At 52.9% G+C, this 17172-nt stretch carries 13 protein-coding genes; 7 read left to right on the forward strand and 6 right to left on the reverse strand.

The genetic code is table 11. The features are described from left to right. Positions 1 to 25: 25 nt before the first annotated feature. Positions 26 to 922 carry a phosphoribosylaminoimidazolesuccinocarboxamide synthase gene (locus tag IPG22_16070; GenBank protein MBK6589806.1) on the reverse strand — a complete coding sequence of 299 codons (897 nt, stop codon included), beginning with the start codon at positions 920 to 922 and terminating at the stop codon, positions 26 to 28. 250 nt (positions 923 to 1172) lie between these two features. Here IPG22_16070 and IPG22_16075 point away from each other — a divergent pair, with 250 nt between their 5' ends. The 6 genes from IPG22_16075 to IPG22_16100 all read left to right on the forward strand — a co-directional run bounded on the left by IPG22_16075 (position 1173) and on the right by IPG22_16100 (position 8999). Then, positions 1173 to 2363: a HEAT repeat domain-containing protein gene (locus IPG22_16075; protein MBK6589807.1), complete on the forward strand. Its 1191-nt coding sequence runs from the start codon at positions 1173 to 1175 to the stop codon at positions 2361 to 2363. 41 nt (positions 2364 to 2404) lie between these two features. After that, positions 2405 to 2953, forward strand: a complete 549-nt coding sequence (locus IPG22_16080) for a peroxiredoxin (protein MBK6589808.1) — start codon at positions 2405 to 2407, stop codon at positions 2951 to 2953. A 124-nt stretch (positions 2954 to 3077) separates the two neighbouring features. After that, entirely contained in the window at positions 3078 to 5066 is a 1989-nt protein-coding gene (gene uvrB / locus IPG22_16085; protein ID MBK6589809.1) for an excinuclease ABC subunit UvrB, read from the forward strand. 43 nt (positions 5067 to 5109) lie between these two features. Then, complete coding sequence (locus IPG22_16090) at positions 5110 to 6606, forward strand: FAD-binding oxidoreductase (protein ID MBK6589810.1); 1497 nt, start codon at positions 5110 to 5112, stop codon at positions 6604 to 6606. Between the two features lie 81 nt (positions 6607 to 6687). Next, positions 6688 to 7377 carry an HAD family phosphatase gene (locus IPG22_16095; protein MBK6589811.1) on the forward strand — a complete coding sequence of 230 codons (690 nt, stop codon included), beginning with the start codon at positions 6688 to 6690 and terminating at the stop codon, positions 7375 to 7377. Positions 7378 to 7502: 125 nt separating this feature from the next. Continuing rightward, positions 7503 to 8999 carry a hypothetical protein gene (locus tag IPG22_16100; protein ID MBK6589812.1) on the forward strand — a complete coding sequence of 499 codons (1497 nt, stop codon included), beginning with the start codon at positions 7503 to 7505 and terminating at the stop codon, positions 8997 to 8999. A 10-nt stretch (positions 9000 to 9009) separates the two neighbouring features. On the opposite strand, the gene IPG22_16105 is transcribed toward IPG22_16100, so the two are convergent. From IPG22_16105 to IPG22_16125, 5 genes are all read right to left on the reverse strand, one after another. Next, on the reverse strand, positions 9010 to 10665 hold the full coding sequence (locus tag IPG22_16105) for an alanine racemase (GenBank protein MBK6589813.1): 1656 nt from the start codon (positions 10663 to 10665) through the stop codon (positions 9010 to 9012). Positions 10666 to 10728: 63 nt separating this feature from the next. Beyond that, a complete protein-coding gene (locus tag IPG22_16110; protein MBK6589814.1) occupies positions 10729 to 12561 on the reverse strand; it encodes a glycoside hydrolase family 3 C-terminal domain-containing protein in 1833 nt (610 codons plus the stop codon). Next, on the reverse strand, positions 12542 to 14056 hold the full coding sequence (locus tag IPG22_16115) for a sodium/solute symporter (protein ID MBK6589815.1): 1515 nt from the start codon (positions 14054 to 14056) through the stop codon (positions 12542 to 12544). Before IPG22_16115 ends, IPG22_16110 begins: the two co-directional genes overlap by 20 nt. Then, positions 14057 to 14947, reverse strand: coding sequence for an N-acetylmuramic acid 6-phosphate etherase (gene murQ / locus IPG22_16120; protein ID MBK6589816.1), 891 nt, complete (start codon positions 14945 to 14947; stop codon positions 14057 to 14059). A 210-nt stretch (positions 14948 to 15157) separates the two neighbouring features. Continuing rightward, positions 15158 to 16123, reverse strand: a complete 966-nt coding sequence (locus IPG22_16125; protein ID MBK6589817.1) for a hypothetical protein — start codon at positions 16121 to 16123, stop codon at positions 15158 to 15160. A gap of 128 nt (positions 16124 to 16251) precedes the next feature. Here IPG22_16125 and IPG22_16130 point away from each other — a divergent pair, with 128 nt between their 5' ends. Then, a complete protein-coding gene (locus IPG22_16130; protein MBK6589818.1) occupies positions 16252 to 17169 on the forward strand; it encodes a LysR family transcriptional regulator in 918 nt (305 codons plus the stop codon). Positions 17170 to 17172: the final 3 nt, after the last annotated feature.

The raw sequence follows: 17172 nt of genomic DNA on the forward strand, positions 1-17172 counted from the left end.
TGCCAGATTATAACACGCTTTGCGATCAAAATTTGTTCCCCGTAAGAAGCTCAAACGCCTGAATATACCTTGCAGTCGTAGCATCACTGACATCATCGGGCAAAGGCGGAGCCGGCGGTGTTTTGTCCCAGTGGAGTGTCTCGAGATATTCTCTGACGAACTGTTTGTCGAATGATGCTTGAGCTTTGCCAGGTGCGTATTTGTCGGCTTCCCAGAATCGGGATGAGTCAGGGGTGAGAACTTCATCGATAAGAAGTATATTGCCATCCGCGTCCGTGCCGAATTCGAACTTTGTGTCGGCAATGATGATTCCGCGCGTCAAAGCGTAGCCTGAGGCTTCTTCATATATCTTCAACGATCGTTCCCGCAGCAAATCGCCGGTTTCTTTACCTACGATAGAGCAGAAGGTGTCGAAGTTGGTATTTTCGTCATGGCCCGTTGCGGCTTTTGTGGCCGGCGTAAAAAGCGGTTCCGGAAGTTTGTCGCATTGCTTCAGACCCTGCGGAAGTTCGTAGCCGCAGACTGAACCGGTAGCTAGATATTCCTTCCAGCCCGAGCCTTCCAGATAGCCTCGAACTACACATTCAACCGGGAATACATTCGTACGCCAAACCAACGTCGCCCGACCCCGCAGTTCATCATGCCGCCTGATCGATTGCGGCATCGCCGTGAGATCAGCGGAAATGATGTGGTTGGCTGTTATAGGAAGAAGGTGGTTGAACCAAAATAGTGATATTTGGGTAAGTACTTCACCCTTCCTTGCGATCAGGGTTGGCAGGACGCAATCAAAGGCAGATATGCGGTCAGTTGCAACGAGCAGCAGGCGTTTTTCATCGACCTCGTACACATCGCGAACCTTGCCGCGATGGAGCAGATTCAATTCGGGTATGTCAGATTCGGATATCTTGGTCGCAACGGTCATAGCTCAACTTTATTATGGAGACCGCGTTCTGGCAAAACAAAAAAAGGTCAATTATTTCTGGAAGATGCCTAGCGTTGAACTTATTTGAACACTGTTGAAAAATTTAATGACAAACAGTTTAGGAACATGCATAATAATAGGTGGCCCGGTTAAGATTACCGGACACTCTTTTACCTTCCGGACCTTTACTCTTTTTGGATCCCCGTCGATAGTTGGTCCGCAGAGTTCCTACATGTACCGTCTTTTCCCAATGATATTCCGAATTACCTCCACCGCATGCGTGGCGGCGGCTTTTGGTTCGTCCACCCTTGCCCAATCGGCCCAGCAGCAAAAAGTGATTGAGCAATCCGGTGACAGCGGCTGGTTATGGATGATCCTCATCGTTGGCCTCCTGTTGGCGGGAGCCTTCCTTATCTGGCGAAAGTATAAGGGAACGTCTTCATTGCTGGAGGCAAGTGAAGGCCGGGCTACCAGCTTCTACAATAGCAACGAAAGCTACGAGATGGACGGACTAGACGTCGACAAGGAGTTGGAATGGCTAAGAAAGTCTAAGAAATCAAAAGCAAAAGCACCTGTGGCCTCAGGAACCGCCGCCCGATCCAAGGCGGCACTTTCTGATCCTCCGCCGAGACGAGCGGCAGCGAGCGCCGACATAGATACGAGAGCATTTCAGGAGAGAATGCGAAAACTGCAATATTCACAGCTGCCGATCAACTCCTTCATGCATTTCACTCCCGCCAAGCTGTATGAGCCGCTGCCTGTTTTGGACGATCCATCGCTGTTGAACGCGATAGAACAGGCAAATGAAGAATATGAAGAAGATGAATCCGTCCGCGAGTTAGCGCTTAAGATCCTGACGGCTTTCCGAACCCGGAATTCCGTCGATGCGCTGACGCAGATCGCTCTGTACGACCTTTCGTCAAACCTTCGGTCAAAGGCCGTGTCCACGCTTACCGAGTTTGATCATCCGTCAGTTTTTGAGGCGATCCTGCTTGCGTGCGCCGATCCTACGCGTGAGGTCCGAGCCGCAGCTGCACGAGGTTTGTTCCGGCTCAGTTTTGACCGGGCTGATGCCTGGAAACGGCTCATGGAGACCAACGACGAGTTTCGCATGAGCCACGCTGCAAGGGCTGCGATCGAATCGGGAATCGCGGTAAAGTCTTTTGATAGGCTCGTCCACGAAGATCTAAAGGTCGCCTATGAAGCGTTCTCGCTTGTCGCGTTCATGATTGGTTCCGGCGAAACCGCTGAGATCTTTAAGGCGATCAGAAATCATCGAGACGAGCGGGTGAAATTTGCGCTCCTCCACGTTTTAAAGGTCCAGAAGGACGAGAGAACGATTGAAGCACTGGAGCAACTACGAACGTCCGGGTCACTCTCCCCGGACGTTGCCGAGCGGATCAAAGAGACAATCGCCAGCTTTGAAAAAGTAACGGCGTAGTAATAGTAGTAATAAAATACAAGGGGGACAGCCCAAAGGTTATGCCAGCATTGTATGTTGATGGAACGGGCGTCGGCGTGAAAGTCGGAGCTATTGCTCCCGATTTCACGCTTAAGACCAGTACAAACGAGGATTGGAAACTTTCTGACCACTTGGGCTCCGTCACTGTTCTGCTCTTCTATCCTCAGAACGAGACTCTTGTGTGCACGAAACAGCTTTGCTCAGTTCGTGATCACTGGGAAGACTATCTTGCGACAAAAGCGACGATAATCGGCGTTTCGCCCGCTGATCCTGAGGAGCATTTTCAATTCGCAAAGCGGCGCAAGCTTCCGATCCCGCTGCTTGCGGATCCGGGCCGCACCGTTACCCGCATTTTTGGTCGGCATTGGCTCTTTCCGATAAGTTTCACCAGAGCCGTAGTGGTAATCGACGCAAAGGGTATGGTGCGGAACTGCGACGTGATGCTCCGAGCATTCCGACCGCTGGACGAGAAAATAATCACCGATATCTACGCCGCACGCGGTGACGCCTTCAACGATAAATACGATCAGATTAGGCAGCGATCTCCGATCCGGGACCTGGTCCGATAGCCAAGTCACGACTTTCGCTAATAGGGAACTGCTGTTGTCCGCTCAATACAACAAACCGACATTGGTAGTATTCCAGCACATCTGTCCGCTTTCGCAGCCAGTAGTTTTTTGATACGATTGAGGTGTGCAATTTCGTCTCATTTCTGAAAATACGCCCAAGGGAGATCAACCCGAGGCGATCAGGCAGATCATCGAAGGGCTTAACGATGGCGTTAAAGATCAGGTGCTGCTCGGCATAACGGGCAGCGGTAAAACCTTTACGATCGCAAATGTGATCGAAAAAACGCAGCGCCCGACACTCGTCCTTGCTCACAATAAAACTCTGGCTGCCCAGCTCTATCAGGAATTTAAGACCTTTTTTCCCGAGAATTCGGTCGAGTATTTTGTCTCATACTACGACTATTATCAGCCCGAAGCGTACGTTCCGGCCGCCGATCTGTACATAGAAAAAGAAGCGACGATCAACGAAGAGATCGACCGGCTGCGGCTCTCGGCCACCCGTGCGCTTTTTGAGCGACCGGATGTGATAGTCGTTGCGTCTGTTTCTTGTATTTACGGCCTTGGCGATCCTGACGCGTATTTTGGGATGCTCATCTTCATTGAGCCGGGCATGAAGATAAAGCGTGAGGAGTTCCTGCAAAAGCTGGTCGAACTGCAGTACGAACGCGTCAACATAGATTTTGACCGCGGCGTTTTCCGGGTTCGCGGTGATGTGGTCGAACTTTATCCGAGCTATCAGGACCAGGCATATCGAATTGAGTTTTGGGGCGACGAGATCGACGCGATCTATACGATCGATCCGCTGCTGGGTGAGGTTTTGGCGAAGCACGAAACACGTATCCCGATCTATCCGAAAACCCACTATGTAATGAGTAAAGCGACGGTTAAAAGTGCGGTCCAGACAATCAAGGCCGAGCTCGAATCGCACGAAGAATATCTTGTCAAAGAAGGTAAGATCGTCGAAGCCCAGCGTCTGCACCAGCGGACGATGTATGATCTCGAGATGATAAAGGAGATGGGGTTTTGCCGCGGTATCGAGAATTATTCACGCCATTTGACCGGCAAGGCTCCAGGTGAACCGCCGCCGACTTTGCTCGATTATCTTCCGTCAAATGCCCTGATGGTCATCGACGAATCCCATCAAACCATCCCGCAGCTGGGAGCGATGTTTAAGGGCGATCAATCACGAAAGGGAACGCTTGTAGAATACGGTTTCCGGCTGCCGAGTGCGAAAGACAACCGGCCGCTTAATTTTCAGGAATTCGAGGAACGTGTGGGCCAGACGATATATGTATCGGCTACACCCGGCCCTTACGAACTCACCAAGGTCGAAGGCGAAGTGATCGAGCAGATAATACGCCCGACCGGGCTTCTGGACCCGATGGTCGAGGTCCGTCCGGTGAAGGGCCAGATCGACGATCTGCTCGAGGAATGCCGCCTCCGTGCAGAACGCAATGAACGCGTTCTAGTGACAACACTGACCAAGCGTATGTCCGAGAATCTGACCGAATACTTCTCCGAGGTGGGCGTTAAGGTCAGGTATCTCCACAGCGATATTCACACGCTCGAACGCATCAAGATCCTTCGCGATCTGCGTCGAGGCGAATACGACGTTCTCGTCGGAATCAATCTATTACGCGAAGGGCTCGATCTGCCTGAAGTTTCGCTTGTTGCGATCCTCGACGCGGACAAAGAAGGTTTCCTGCGTTCGCAAAGCTCGCTCATTCAGACAATGGGGCGAGCTGCCAGAAACTCCGACGGAAAGGCCATCCTCTACGCCGATAGGATCACAAAGTCGATGGAATACGCAATCTCGGAAACGATCCGCCGCCGCGAGATCCAGGAGGCTTACAATACTGAACACGGGATTACGCCAACCACGATCATCAAATCGATCGACGCAACGCTTGTGACAGCTTACGAGGCCGATTATTTCAAGATCCCGCTCGACTTGGATTCGTACGAAGAGTATTCACCCAAACAACTGAAAGAGACCATCCAGCAGATGGAGGCCGATATGCGCAACGCGGCCAAGGAAATGAAATTCGAACAGGCTGCCGAGATACGCGACCGGCTGAAGTATTTGAAGGAAAGGGAATTGGTGGTTCGATAGCGTCAGTTTCATAGTCGTTCTTGCATCCTGTATAATCGTGTTTATGCAAGTCAAAACGCAGCTTGACGATCTGCAAAGCTATCTCAACGATGCCAGCAACATGCCGGGAGGCTATGCAGAGAAGCTGTTTGTCCCGGAATCGGCAGATGAGATCGCTGAGATACTTCGCGAAGCGAACGAGAACGGTACGTCGGTTACGATTTCGGGAGCCAGAACTGGCACCGTTGGTGGTGCAATCCCGTTCGGCGGCGTGATCGTCTCGCTCGAGAGATTTAACAAGCTCGAAATAAATAAAGGATCTCGCACTGCCATTGTCGGCAGCGGCGTGATTCTCGGCGATCTGCAAAAAGCGGTCGATGCTGATGGCTTATTCTATCCGCCCGATCCGACCGAATGGAGTTGTCAGATCGGCGGCACGGTCGCGACAAATGCTTCGGGTGCGAGAAGCTTTAAATACGGTGCGACGCGTCGCTATGTGAGACGGATACAAGTCGTATTGGCCGATGGCCAGATCGTGGAGATCGAAAGAAATAGCGAAAGCCATTTCGTAAATAAGGGCGAATCGCCAGAGTCGAATGGATCGAACTTTCTTGAGCTTGGACAGCTTCCACAATTGACCTACGATCGTCCAAATGTTCGCAAAAATGTCAGTGGCTACTACAATCAGGCACCGCTTGATCTGATCGATCTTTTCATCGGCAGCGAGGGAACACTAGGTGTGATCACTGAGGTGGAACTGGCGTTATTGCCTAAGCCTGAAGGATTTTTTAGCGGGATTGTTTTTTTTGCGAGCGATTCCGATCTCCTCTCCTTCGTCGACGAAGCCAAGGCTCTTTCGATCTCAAGTTTCAGATCCGAAATTTCAGATGGGATCAGAGCTTCGCTCATCGAATATTTTGACAACCGGGCCTTGAGGTTTATATCGGAGAAATTCCCTGAAACGCCGAACGGCATGGCGGGAGCAATATTCTTTGAACAGGAAACGACCGCGGATAATGAGGATGCTCTCCTAGAGTCGTGGAACGAACTTTTTGAAAAGCACGGAGCTGATCTCGAGCGTTCATGGTTTACGACGAATGAGCAGGATCGCGAGAAGATGCGGGCATTTCGCCACGTCTTGCCGGTTTCGGTTAACGAGCGCGTGGTTAAGAACAAGCAGCGAAAGATCGGGACGGATATGGCGGTTCCGGATGAGAACTTTGCCTCGTTCCTTCGATATTACAAAGAAACTCTCGACGCGAGTGGTCTCGATTATGTGATCTTTGGGCACATAGGCGATTGCCACCTGCACGCTAATATGCTGCCTAAAGATGCGGTTGAGGCGGAGAGGGCACGGCATATCTATGGCCGGTGCGTCGCCCAAGCGATCATGCTCGGCGGAACGGTATCAGCAGAACACGGCATTGGGAAGCTGAAACGAAAGTATCTATCGGCAATGATGGGCGAGCGGTATTTGAATGAGATGGCCGAGCTCAAAAAGGCGTTTGACCCGAAGTGTATTCTGGGACGAGGCAACATTTTCGACGAAAGTTACCTATAATTAGAGGGCGAGCATCTTGCCCGTCCAAAGTTGAATTTGAGTTTAGTAACATGCGAGCAAAATGCTCGCCATCCAGTGAATATGATCAAAGCAATTTTAATGGACTTCAACGGCGTCATTATCGATGACGAACGGGTGCAGATGAAAGCTTATCAGGAGGTTCTGAAAGCCGACGGCATCGACCTGACGGAGGAAGATTACTTTTCCTCTCTCGGAATGGATGACAAGACGTTCGTCGCAAACGCTTACGCTCGGGCAGGACGATCAGTCGAGCCTTCGCAAGTAGAGGAACTCATCGCGGCAAAATCTGCAAAGTGGAAGGAAAGCGTTTCCGCCGATCTGCCGCTGTTTGACGGGATTCCCAATTTTATCGAAAAGATGTCCCGAGAATTTACCCTCGGTATCGTGAGCATGTCGCGGCGCCATGAGATCGACCTTGTCCTTGAGAAAAGTGGGCTGGCCAAGTTTTTCGCGACGATAGTAAGCGCCGAGGATACCTCTAAGTGCAAGCCCGATCCTGAGTGTTTTCGTAACGGTTTTCGCCAACTCGATGCGATCCGCACCGCGGGCGGCCATCTGCCGATGACTCATTCCGAATGCCTGGTCATCGAAGATTCGCCTCCTGGGGTTATTGGTGGCCGCCTGGCAGACCTTCCGGTTCTGGGCGTGACGAACACGGTTTCTGCCGAGAGACTCCGCGAGGCAGGAGCCGGTGCGATCGCTAAGGATCTTAGTGACTGGATGCCGGAATCGATCCGGCGGGTTTTTTAAGTCAGAACCGCCTGCGTTAGCGGACGGATCGTCGGTTAGCAATTTTGCAGCTATTTTTACAGCGAATTCCTCGCTGAAAGGTATTCAACTAATACACCGCCCGCTTACGCAGGCGGTTCTGACATATGGACCATTTCATTTCACAAGACCAAGCCGAAAACGGCCTTCTCGATTGTGCGGCTTTTCTCGCCGAGCGGATCAAGAGCAGTGACGGCCATGCCGAGGCGATGAATACCATCGTGCCAATGTACCTCGCAAAGGGTGATGTAGACCTTGCTGCCGAGCTGGCAAACGCTGTCGATGATCCTTTCTCAAGGGACAAGCTCTTGATCGCGGTCGCTGTGAAATGTGCTGAGATAGATGACGAAGAGTACGCTCTCCAATTGGCCGATGCCATCGAGGATCACGGGCTGCAGTCACAGGCATTTGAGCGGATAGGACTCGTCCTGGCGGGTAAGGGCAAGGCAGAAAAGGCAGCTGAGGTTGCCGATCTGATGGGACATTCCGATTTTGTTTACGCCGGCATCGCCACCAATCAGGCAGCCCACGGTAATGATGCTGGAGCTGAGAAGACCTTAGAAAGCATCGAGTTTCCGTCCGCTCGGGTCGCTGCTCTGCAGCAGATCGGAGCTGCACAGATCGACGCCGGGGAAACCGAAAAGGGGATCGCAACGATGCAGGAAGCGGTCGCTTCGGCGGGCGAGATCGAGCACGACGAGGAACAGATACGGGCCCTTTGCGAACTCGGCAACGTATTCCTGGACGCAAAAGCGAATGACAAGGCGATTGAGACCTTTGATATTGCGAAGTCGCTCGCCGAAGTGCTCGAGAATACACATCGGGAAACATTCCTCGTAAATTGTGCGATCGGATTTCTGCACGCCGGGAGCACAGACCTGGCGGACCGCACATTGGATCTAGTCACAGACAAGACGCAGATCGCCTCTGCGATGCTCGGCTTTGCTCGCGATCACTGGCGAAAAGAGGAGAAAGAAGAAGCGATCGATGCTCTCGAAGAAGCGTACGCGATACTAAGATCCCAGCGTGAGAACGAAACGCGGGACAGCCGTTCGCGAAACGCTCTGTTTACAACAATTGCCACGCAATTTGCCGGTTTCGGCAAATCCGAGCGCGGCGTCGAGATCGCCCTCGAGAATTCCGACCCTAACGAGCAGATGAACGCTCTCGCCCAGATCTCTCAGATCCTAACTATTCAGAAGGAAGACGAACTTGCTCGCGAGGCACTAAATCTGATCGATGAAGATGCCAACCGCCTGTTCGCTCTCGTCGCGATAGCGGACGGGAAACGAAAACTGGACGAGCCCGCTGCGGCGGTAGCTGTTCTGGACGAGGCTGCGACACTCGCGGAAACTGTTCCGCAGATCTCCGCAAGGTCCGAAGTACTCATTGAAATAGCCGACGGTTTTGCGAGCCTTGAGCAACCGGAAAAAGCACGAGCGACGTCGATCGAAAACCTGTCGATCATTTCTCAGATCCGCGACGAAAGCAGCCGGGCCGTCGCATTAGCTAATCTCGCGGCCGTCTATTCGACGGCCGGCATCGAGCCGGAAGAGCGGGAAAAAGCCGTAATGCGCGGCTTGGCGAGTTCGGTGGCGTACTAACTCTATTAACTTAGTAGATATCGTTATTGATCAGATCGCCGAATACATCTCGCTTTCGGATCAACTCTGAACTACCGGTTTCCTTAATTAGAACAACCGCAGGCAGAAATCGGCCGTTATACTGCGATGCTTGGGCAAGTGAGTACGCTCCGCAATTCAACAGAGCGAGCAGATCGCCCGGCTTAAGGTTTGGCGGCAGAAGCCGATAGTCGGGCAGACGGCCTTCGCCCTCGATGTCGAAATAAACATCTCCGCCGTCGCAGAGAGGTCCGGCGAGTTTGTATGGAAATGCAGGTTCATCGTCGGCACGTTCGGCTGAGATAACATGGTAGTACCATTTGTACGTTTCCATTGAGAGCAGGATGTTGAAACCGGCGTCGGTGAGCAGCCAGTGTTCGCTCGTGATCTCTTTATCTGCAAACGATTTGGCTACCTCGTAAATGCCAAATGACACGCTCTGATGGCCTTTTTTCCTGTCCTCCGCATCTTTCTCCAACTTTTTCCGTAGTGACTGACTCGTCGCCTCATTGATACTCGCAAGCGGTCTCTCCTTAAGGTTGCGAACCGAGGTCAAACAGATCCCGGCATCAGCGATGATGCTGCGACCAGGTTCGAGAAGAACCGTCAGCTCCTTGAGCAAGTGTTCCGTACCGGTTACCTCGGACTTCATGCGGACTTGTTTCCAGGCCTCGGAGATTGCGGAATATGGATCATATGCGGCGGAGACCTGTTTCTCTCGCAGCGATTTCTTAAACTCTTTTGGGACGGGGCGGTGTACTATAGCTCCGTCAGGACGAGTGCTCTCGAAATATCCCCTTTCGATAGCTTCGTCCATTCGCTTTTTAGCCTCGTCCGCGAGCTTTTGCATTTCCGCTGGCATCGGCGGAAGTTCTTTGCCTCGTGAATAGTTGACAGGGAAGCCGCCGCCGATATTGATATGTTTTAGCCGGATGCCGGTCTCCGAATTTATTTTGACCAGATTGTCGAAGAGCATAGCAAGAGCCTGCGTATAGACGATCGGATCCGGATTTTGCGAGCCGACGTGCAGGTGAATGCCGCAAAGGTTGAGATGTCGTGAATCTTTGTGATCGCGAAACGCCGAGAAAGCTTCATCCGGCATCATTCCGAATTTTGACGTCACGAGAGCGGTTTGCAGGCCGGAATGCGTGTCCGACTCGATCTCGGGGACGGGACGGAGGCTGACGTTGGCGGATCTGCCGAGACGTTTGGCGGTTTCTTCTATCAGTGAGAGTTCGTAGAGTGAGTCGACCTGGATCGCGTAGATCCCCGCATTTATTGCGTTCTCGATCTCCCAAACCTCTTTGCTGGTGCCGTTGAAAATTATCTGGTCGCCGTTAAATCCGGCTTCCAGAGCTTTCCACAGCTCGCCGCCCGAATTGACCTCGATATCGCATCCGGCGCCTTTCACGGCTTTCAGAATGCCCATCGTGGACATCGCTTTGGCGGCGTAGCAGACCTTTAGCGGGCAATCGATGGCGTTGCCAACTCGCTGCAGGCGGGTGATATTGTGACGTAAGCGCTTCTCGCTGAACACGAAGAGCGGCGTGCCGTATTCGCGGGCAAGGTCGACTGCGTTGACGCCATCGATGTGCAGCTCGCGATTTCTAATGTCGAGGAAACCCTCGATCTCCCAAGATTGTGTCATAGGAAAAGTAACAACGGATTAACACAGATCTACACGGAAAGAAAGAATCTGCGTGAATCCGCGTTAATCCGTTGTTTGTTTTTTAGTTAGCTGAATGCCCGTTCCGCGTAGATAAAGCCCGGGGAGCGAGATGGGCAATTTGCCGGTGATGTCCTGCGTGCCAAGTAACGCCCGTGCCGATGCTCTCTGCAGACTCGGCATATCGCCATACGCGACGAGGTAGGTTTTCATTTCGGGGAAACCGCCCAAAACGTATGGATTGCCGAAGCTAATGCCGATAACTTTTTTGTTCGAGGCGAGCAGCTCTTTCAGTATCGCCGCTCCGTTTTCCGGAATGCCGACGCTGTTTTTTGCTCCAGATCTTACGCGTCCGTAAAGGCCGACAATTACCGTGTCCGCTTCGTTGACCGCTTTTCGGGCAGCCGCGACCTGATCGGCGAAAGAGTTTTCCTGAAGGTATGCAGACGAGAACCTCAGTCCGCCGCCTCGAAGGGAGTTGACCAAACTGCTCATCGTCAGCGGTCCGTCAATGCCGTTAGAAAGACCAAGAACGGCGATCTTTGCATTCTTGTTGATCGGCAGAAGGCCCTCGTCATTTCTTACGAGCGTTATCGCTTTTGTTGCGATCTCGTCGGTAAGGAGCGTACTTTCCGCTCCAGAAATAAGCGTGTCTATCTTGTCTACCGGGGTTAGTTTTTCCTTGAACAATCCAAGCTCATGCTTCCAGGCGATCTGGCGTCGAACGGAATCGTCCAGCCGTTCCATAGGGATCCGGCCGCTCTTGACCGCGGCGGTCAGGCCCCGGAGCATTACATCAACATCGGCGGGTTTTTCGAGAATGTCCGTGCCGGCGAGGAACGCCCGAACCCCGGCTTCTTCCTGATCGAAATAAAGCGTCAGCCCGCTCATACTCATCGCATCTGAGACGATAAGCCCTTTAAAATCCATTTCCTTTCGCAGGATCTCGGTTTGAAATTTTGCCGATAGAGTGGCGGGAATCGTTGCCTTTTCCTTGACGATCTCAGCCCCGGCCTCGGCGTCTCCGCCGCGATACTCCTTAAGCGGCTTTATCTCTTCGTTGTCTATCTGCGGCAGGGCGATATGGGCGATCATTATTGAACCGATACCGCCATCGATAGCTTTTTTGAAGGGCACGAGTTCAAGTGAATTGAGCCGTTCACGCGGCAGATCAATTATCGGCAGGCCCCGATGCGAATCGATGTTTGTATCGCCGTGTCCTGGAAAATGCTTCGCGGTCGCGATGACTTGCTGACTTTGAATACCTTGTGCGAAAGCTGTTCCAAAAGTACCGACATCCTCAGGATTCTCGCCAAAACTGCGAACGTTGATCACCGGATTTCCGGCATTGTTGTTAACGTCCAAAACCGGAGCATATACGTGGCGAATGCCGATGGCCTTGGCTTCGCGTCCAGTAATGACGCCCATTCGGCGGGCAAAATCAGGATTTCCGGTTGCCGTAACGGCCATTGCCCATGGGAAATTTGTCGCATCCTCAAACCGCATCCCGATGCCGGTCTCGGCGTCGAGCGACATCAACAGCGGCGTTTTTGCATTCTGCTGCATGCGATTGGCAAGGATCGTTGTTTCGTAGATCGGAGCTCCGAAAAAGATTATGCCGCCGAGCTTGTTTTGCACGACGTGACGCTGCAGGTCTTTGAAGAACGCACTTTCCTGATTCGCAAATTTCGCGTTGATGCCAATGTGCACAAGCTGGCCGACTTTTTCCTCGACCGACATTTTCTTGACGTATTTCGCCGCGAATTCTTCGGATTTTTTTGAAGGCCAAAATCCACCCGAAGGCTGTGCCTTTGCCGGAGCCGCCGCGTTAAATAACAAAACCAAAACAGTTAGAGAGCTAAATAGAAACTTCATCATTTTTTGTCGGAATTATCATGCTCGCGATGAATGCGACCACAAATGTCAAGATACTCCCGATCAGGGCGTACCACGTCCACGCGATCTTGGTTGCGAGCAGGATGTAAAGCATCACAGAAATACTAACGACCATGCCCGTCAAAGCATGGACCTCACGGGCCTTTTTGAGGAAAGATCCAACCAGAAACACGCCAAGAACCGGACCGTTGATCAACGACGCGACTGAGAGTGCGAGGCCGAGTGCCGACTCGCCGCTTTTCATAAAGGCGATAGCGACAATGATCTGAACTATTCCGACGATCACAGTTAGAATTCCCGCATATCGAACGAGCTGCTTGTCAGTTATGTCTTTCTTGAAAGGCTTGTACAGATCATTTATCGCAGTAGCTGCGATCGAATTGAGTGACGACGAAAGAGCGGCCGCGAAAATGGCCGCGACCACCAAGCCTGAAAGCCCGGCGGGCATGTGTTTGGTAATAAAATCCGGAAAGACCTGATCGCCTTTTAGGAAAGGGAAATTGGCTGAAATTCCCGAACCGGCGACACCAGCCTGGGCATAGTCTGCCGAATTGAACGGTGCGTAGAATGCAAAAAGCAGAACGCCAATGAACAGAAAGCCGATAAATTGCCCGAGCACGACCGCTCCTGACGATAGCAAGGCGAGCATGGCCGACGAAGGCTTTTTGGTGCAGAGATATCGTTGGACGAGATATTGATCGGTCCCGTGCGTCGACATCGTCAGGAAACAACCGCCGAAGAGTCCTGCCCAGAACGTATAGGTTTTCGTCATGTCCCAGCCGAAATCGAAAAGGCTGAACTTATTGAATTGCTCGCCAAGAGTCATCGCCTGTGATAGGCCGCCGTCGATGTTCTGGATCAGCACGACCGCCGCCGCGATCGCACCGCCGATGTAGATGACAAGCTGCACGACCTCGACCCAAATGACCGCTTCCATACCGCCGTAAAACGTGAACACGATCATCACCACGCCCAGCAAAACGATCGAGGCGATAATGATCGTCGTCGGATCGGTGCCGGGATTGAATGAGGTATAAACTGCCGCCAAAACGATCGCCGTCAGCAGCAGCCGAACGCCGTCAGCCACATTCCGCATCACGACAAACAGTGCCGACGCTAGCATCTTCACACGGTTTCCAAAGCGGTCGCCGAGTAGCTGATAAACCGTCTGCAGCTCGCCCTTGAAATACATCGGAATAAAGATCAGCGATATCACGATGCGGCCGAGCATGTAGCCGAAAACAAGCTGCAAAAACTGAAAATTCCCACCCTTGGCGAACGCAATTCCCGGCACCGAGACAAACGTGATCGTACTCGTCTCCGTCGCCACGATCGACATCGCGATCGCCCACCAAGGCACATTTCGACCGCCGACAAAATAGTCCGCCGTCGTTTCCTGCTTACCCGAAAACCAAATGCCAAAGGCCGTAATGCCGATCAGATAACCAAAGATGATGATGAGGTCGAGTGTTTGCATTTAGTTGAGGGTCGACAGAGCTTTCTCCACCACAAAGTCCGAGTTGTTAAGAGCGTTTAATGCAACATCATAACCGACTTTTGCTCGTTCCATAACAAGAGCCACTCTTAAGTCGTTGTCGGATCGCCCAAGTAAATCGTTCGCGGCTTCTTCGTCCAATCCCGTTTCCGCCATCAAAATACGCAGCGATCGCTCTTTTAGTTTAATGTTGGACGACTTAACATTAGTCATCCTATTACCTTTGACGTAGCCGAGGCGGATCATCGTGACGGTTGAGATGGTGTTGAGGACAAGCTTTTGAGCAGTCCCAGCTTTCATTCGAGTCGAACCGGTGAGTGCTTCGGGGCCGACAACGGGGACGATCGCGATATCGACTGCTTGTGTGATCGCAGAATCGGGAACGCACGTGATGCAGGCCGTAAAACAGCCAAGTTCGCATGCATAATCTACCGCTCCGATCGTGTACGGCGTTCGTCCGGAGGCCGCGATACCGATGACGACGTCATTCGCCGTCACGCCTCGTTTTTTCAGGTCCTCGGAACCGGCTTCGCGGTTGTCTTCGCTCGATTCGGTCGCTTTGTAGAGGGCATCGTAGCCGCCGGCGATGATGCCCTGAACCAGATCGTACGAAACCCCAAATGTCGGGGGTATCTCCGACGCATCGAGCACACCGAGCCTTCCGCTCGTGCCCGTCCCCACATAAAAAAGCCGCCCGCCGATTTGCAGCCGATCAACGACCTTGTCGATCACCGCCGCGATCTCAGGCATAACCTTTTCTATCGCCAAAGCAACGGTCTTGTCTTCGTCATTGATCAAACGCACCGCTTCAAGTGTCGATGCTTGGTCGATCGCGGCAGTTTTGGGGTTTTCTTGTTCGGTTACGGGTAGCATAGCGAATGACGTTCTTGCGGCTTCGCCGCTCTACTTGCAGAAAAGCTATGCTTTTCCGACGCGCTTTTTCTCCTGTTACGCGGCTGTGCCGCCGCTCCTGGCCGAGAGAATGGCGGCATAGCCGCAAAGCCAAATCAGGCAGTATCGGCGAAGCACAGCTTCGCCGCAAATAGACGGGCATAGCCCCGGAATGATTCTTCGACTCGGCTTCTATTTATTCCCATTCTTCATCGCCATCAACGCCGCCGCATGGGCGGGCAGCATTAGCGGCTCGATCAGATATGCTTTTGAAGCGACTTTGCTGATAATTTCCGTCATTGGTCCGGTCAATAATTCTCCCGCTTTGAAAACGCTGCCGACACAGCCGATCGGAATCTTCTTTTTTGCGAGGCCGAGTTTTTGGATGACGGCGACCGCTGCGATACCGAGCTCGTGTCCGGCATCCTGCAATATTTCGACCGCGACCTTGTCGCCCTCAGCCGCGGTTTCAACAACCAGCTTCGCAAAGCCGGCGATGCGGCTGTTGTCCATTTGCGGGGCGTAGATCGCGCCTATCAGGTTCTCAACGTTTGATGCACGGAAGTACTCAGCGGCTCGCTCGCTGAGTTTTGTTAATTCACCGCGACCGTCCGAGGCTTTTGCAACGGCGTGAAGTGCCTCGCCCGCAATGCCTCGGCCGCCGCCTTCGTCACCGGCAACCGGTCCCCAACCGCCGGCGATGAACTGCTCGCCCTCATCATTGACGCCTATGCAGATCGAGCCGGTTCCGGCGATGACGACAAGGCCGGCCTTGCCGAGCGTCGTGCCGTAGAGAGCGATGTCGGCGTCGGTCGTGACCAGTGTTTTGCGCACCCGGAAGCGAGTGACAAAACTCTCACGCACGCGTTCCCGCATATCCAGCCGCCTAACTCCGGCGAGGCCGAGCGTTGCGGCGACGATGTCTCCGCGTGAGACTCCGCCGCTGTCGCAGGCTGCGTCGATGGCTTTTGCGATGTTTGCGACAGAGGTTTCGACGCCGACTCGAAGAGGGTTCGACGGACCACCCGAGCCTTCGGCGACGACCTCGTGAGCCTCGTTCATCAGGGCGACATTTGTTTTTGTACCGCCGCCGTCCACGCCCAGAAATAGCTGGTATAGTTGGCGTTTGCGTCCTCTTTGTGGCTCGGTTTGCGGCATCTCGGAAGTCAAGAGACGAAAAAATTACATCTACATTGTTCGCGCATACTTGACTTATAATCAAAGTTAGTGGATTTTATGTAGTCAATAAGATATTCTAATCGCACATCCCCAGGTTGGTTTGATCTATGGAGATACGACAGCTCAAAGCTTTTCTGGCTATCGCCGAAGCTAAAACTTTTACAGCAGGTGCGCGGCGTGTGAACGTCACGCAGGCGGCTATTTCGATGCAGATCCGGCAGCTCGAAGACGAGGTCGGGCTGCAGCTATTTACCCGCACCCCGCGGCGCGTGATCCTGACCGAGGCGGGCGAATATCTGCTCGACCGGGCCCGAAAGATCCTGCGCGAACACGACACGGCCCTCGCCGAGATCGCCGAACTCGGCGGCGTCGAACACGGCCGCTTGCGTATCGGCTCGGCATCAGCGGAATTTGCGACGCAGCAATTACCGCAGATATTGCAGGGCCTTCGTGAGAAATTCCCGAATTCCGAGCTAAACGTCAGCGCCGGGACGAGCCAAATTTTGGTCGACAAGATCATGCACGGCGAGATCGATATTGCATTCGTATCTTTGCCGGTCGAGAATTCGTCGATCACGACAGATTTACTTTTCAGTGACGAGATCGTGGCGATCGCACATCCGAAGCATCCTCGTGCCAATGACAAATTTATCAGTGCGGCGGCCCTCGCCGGCGAAAGGCTCATCCTCGGCGAACGCGGAGGAAACACACGGCGAATGATCGATGATTTTTTTAACGCCGCAAACGTTCGTCCACACGTCGTGATGGAGCTTTCACGTCAGGAAGCGATCAACCAGATGGTCGAAAACAACCTCGGCGTCGGCACCGCCGGAGCCAAAACCATCGCCGACGAGATCCGCGAAGGCCGCCTCGTCTCCTGGATGATCGAAGGAGCCGAGATCAACTGGGAACTTGGCCTCGCGCGTCTACGCGGTGGCTATTTCTCGCCGATAGCAAAGCAGTTCGTCGCACTTTGCAAGGAAAGCTTCGTCGTGCGAGAAAAAGAATTAAAGGCCAGGAAATAAATT

The sequence above is a fragment of the Acidobacteriota bacterium genome (genome assembly GCA_016703965.1).
Lineage (GTDB): Bacteria > Acidobacteriota > Blastocatellia > Pyrinomonadales > Pyrinomonadaceae > OLB17.

What these genes read in the sequence shown, in the direction of transcription:
- IPG22_16070 (MBK6589806.1), bottom strand. Translation starts at nt 922, where the DNA reads ATGACCGTTGCGACCAAGATATCCGAATCTGACATACCCGAATTGAAT.
- IPG22_16075 (MBK6589807.1), top strand. Translation starts at nt 1,173, where the DNA reads ATGATATTCCGAATTACCTCCACCGCATGCGTGGCGGCGGCTTTTGGT.
- IPG22_16080 (MBK6589808.1), top strand. Translation starts at nt 2,405, where the DNA reads ATGCCAGCATTGTATGTTGATGGAACGGGCGTCGGCGTGAAAGTCGGA.
- IPG22_16090 (MBK6589810.1), top strand. Translation starts at nt 5,110, where the DNA reads ATGCAAGTCAAAACGCAGCTTGACGATCTGCAAAGCTATCTCAACGAT.
- IPG22_16095 (MBK6589811.1), top strand. Translation starts at nt 6,688, where the DNA reads ATGATCAAAGCAATTTTAATGGACTTCAACGGCGTCATTATCGATGAC.
- IPG22_16100 (MBK6589812.1), top strand. Translation starts at nt 7,503, where the DNA reads ATGGACCATTTCATTTCACAAGACCAAGCCGAAAACGGCCTTCTCGAT.
- IPG22_16105 (MBK6589813.1), bottom strand. Translation starts at nt 10,665, where the DNA reads ATGACACAATCTTGGGAGATCGAGGGTTTCCTCGACATTAGAAATCGC.
- IPG22_16110 (MBK6589814.1), bottom strand. Translation starts at nt 12,561, where the DNA reads ATGATGAAGTTTCTATTTAGCTCTCTAACTGTTTTGGTTTTGTTATTT.
- IPG22_16115 (MBK6589815.1), bottom strand. Translation starts at nt 14,056, where the DNA reads ATGCAAACACTCGACCTCATCATCATCTTTGGTTATCTGATCGGCATT.
- murQ (MBK6589816.1), bottom strand. Translation starts at nt 14,947, where the DNA reads ATGCTACCCGTAACCGAACAAGAAAACCCCAAAACTGCCGCGATCGAC.
- IPG22_16125 (MBK6589817.1), bottom strand. Translation starts at nt 16,123, where the DNA reads ATGCCGCAAACCGAGCCACAAAGAGGACGCAAACGCCAACTATACCAG.
- IPG22_16130 (MBK6589818.1), top strand. Translation starts at nt 16,252, where the DNA reads ATGGAGATACGACAGCTCAAAGCTTTTCTGGCTATCGCCGAAGCTAAA.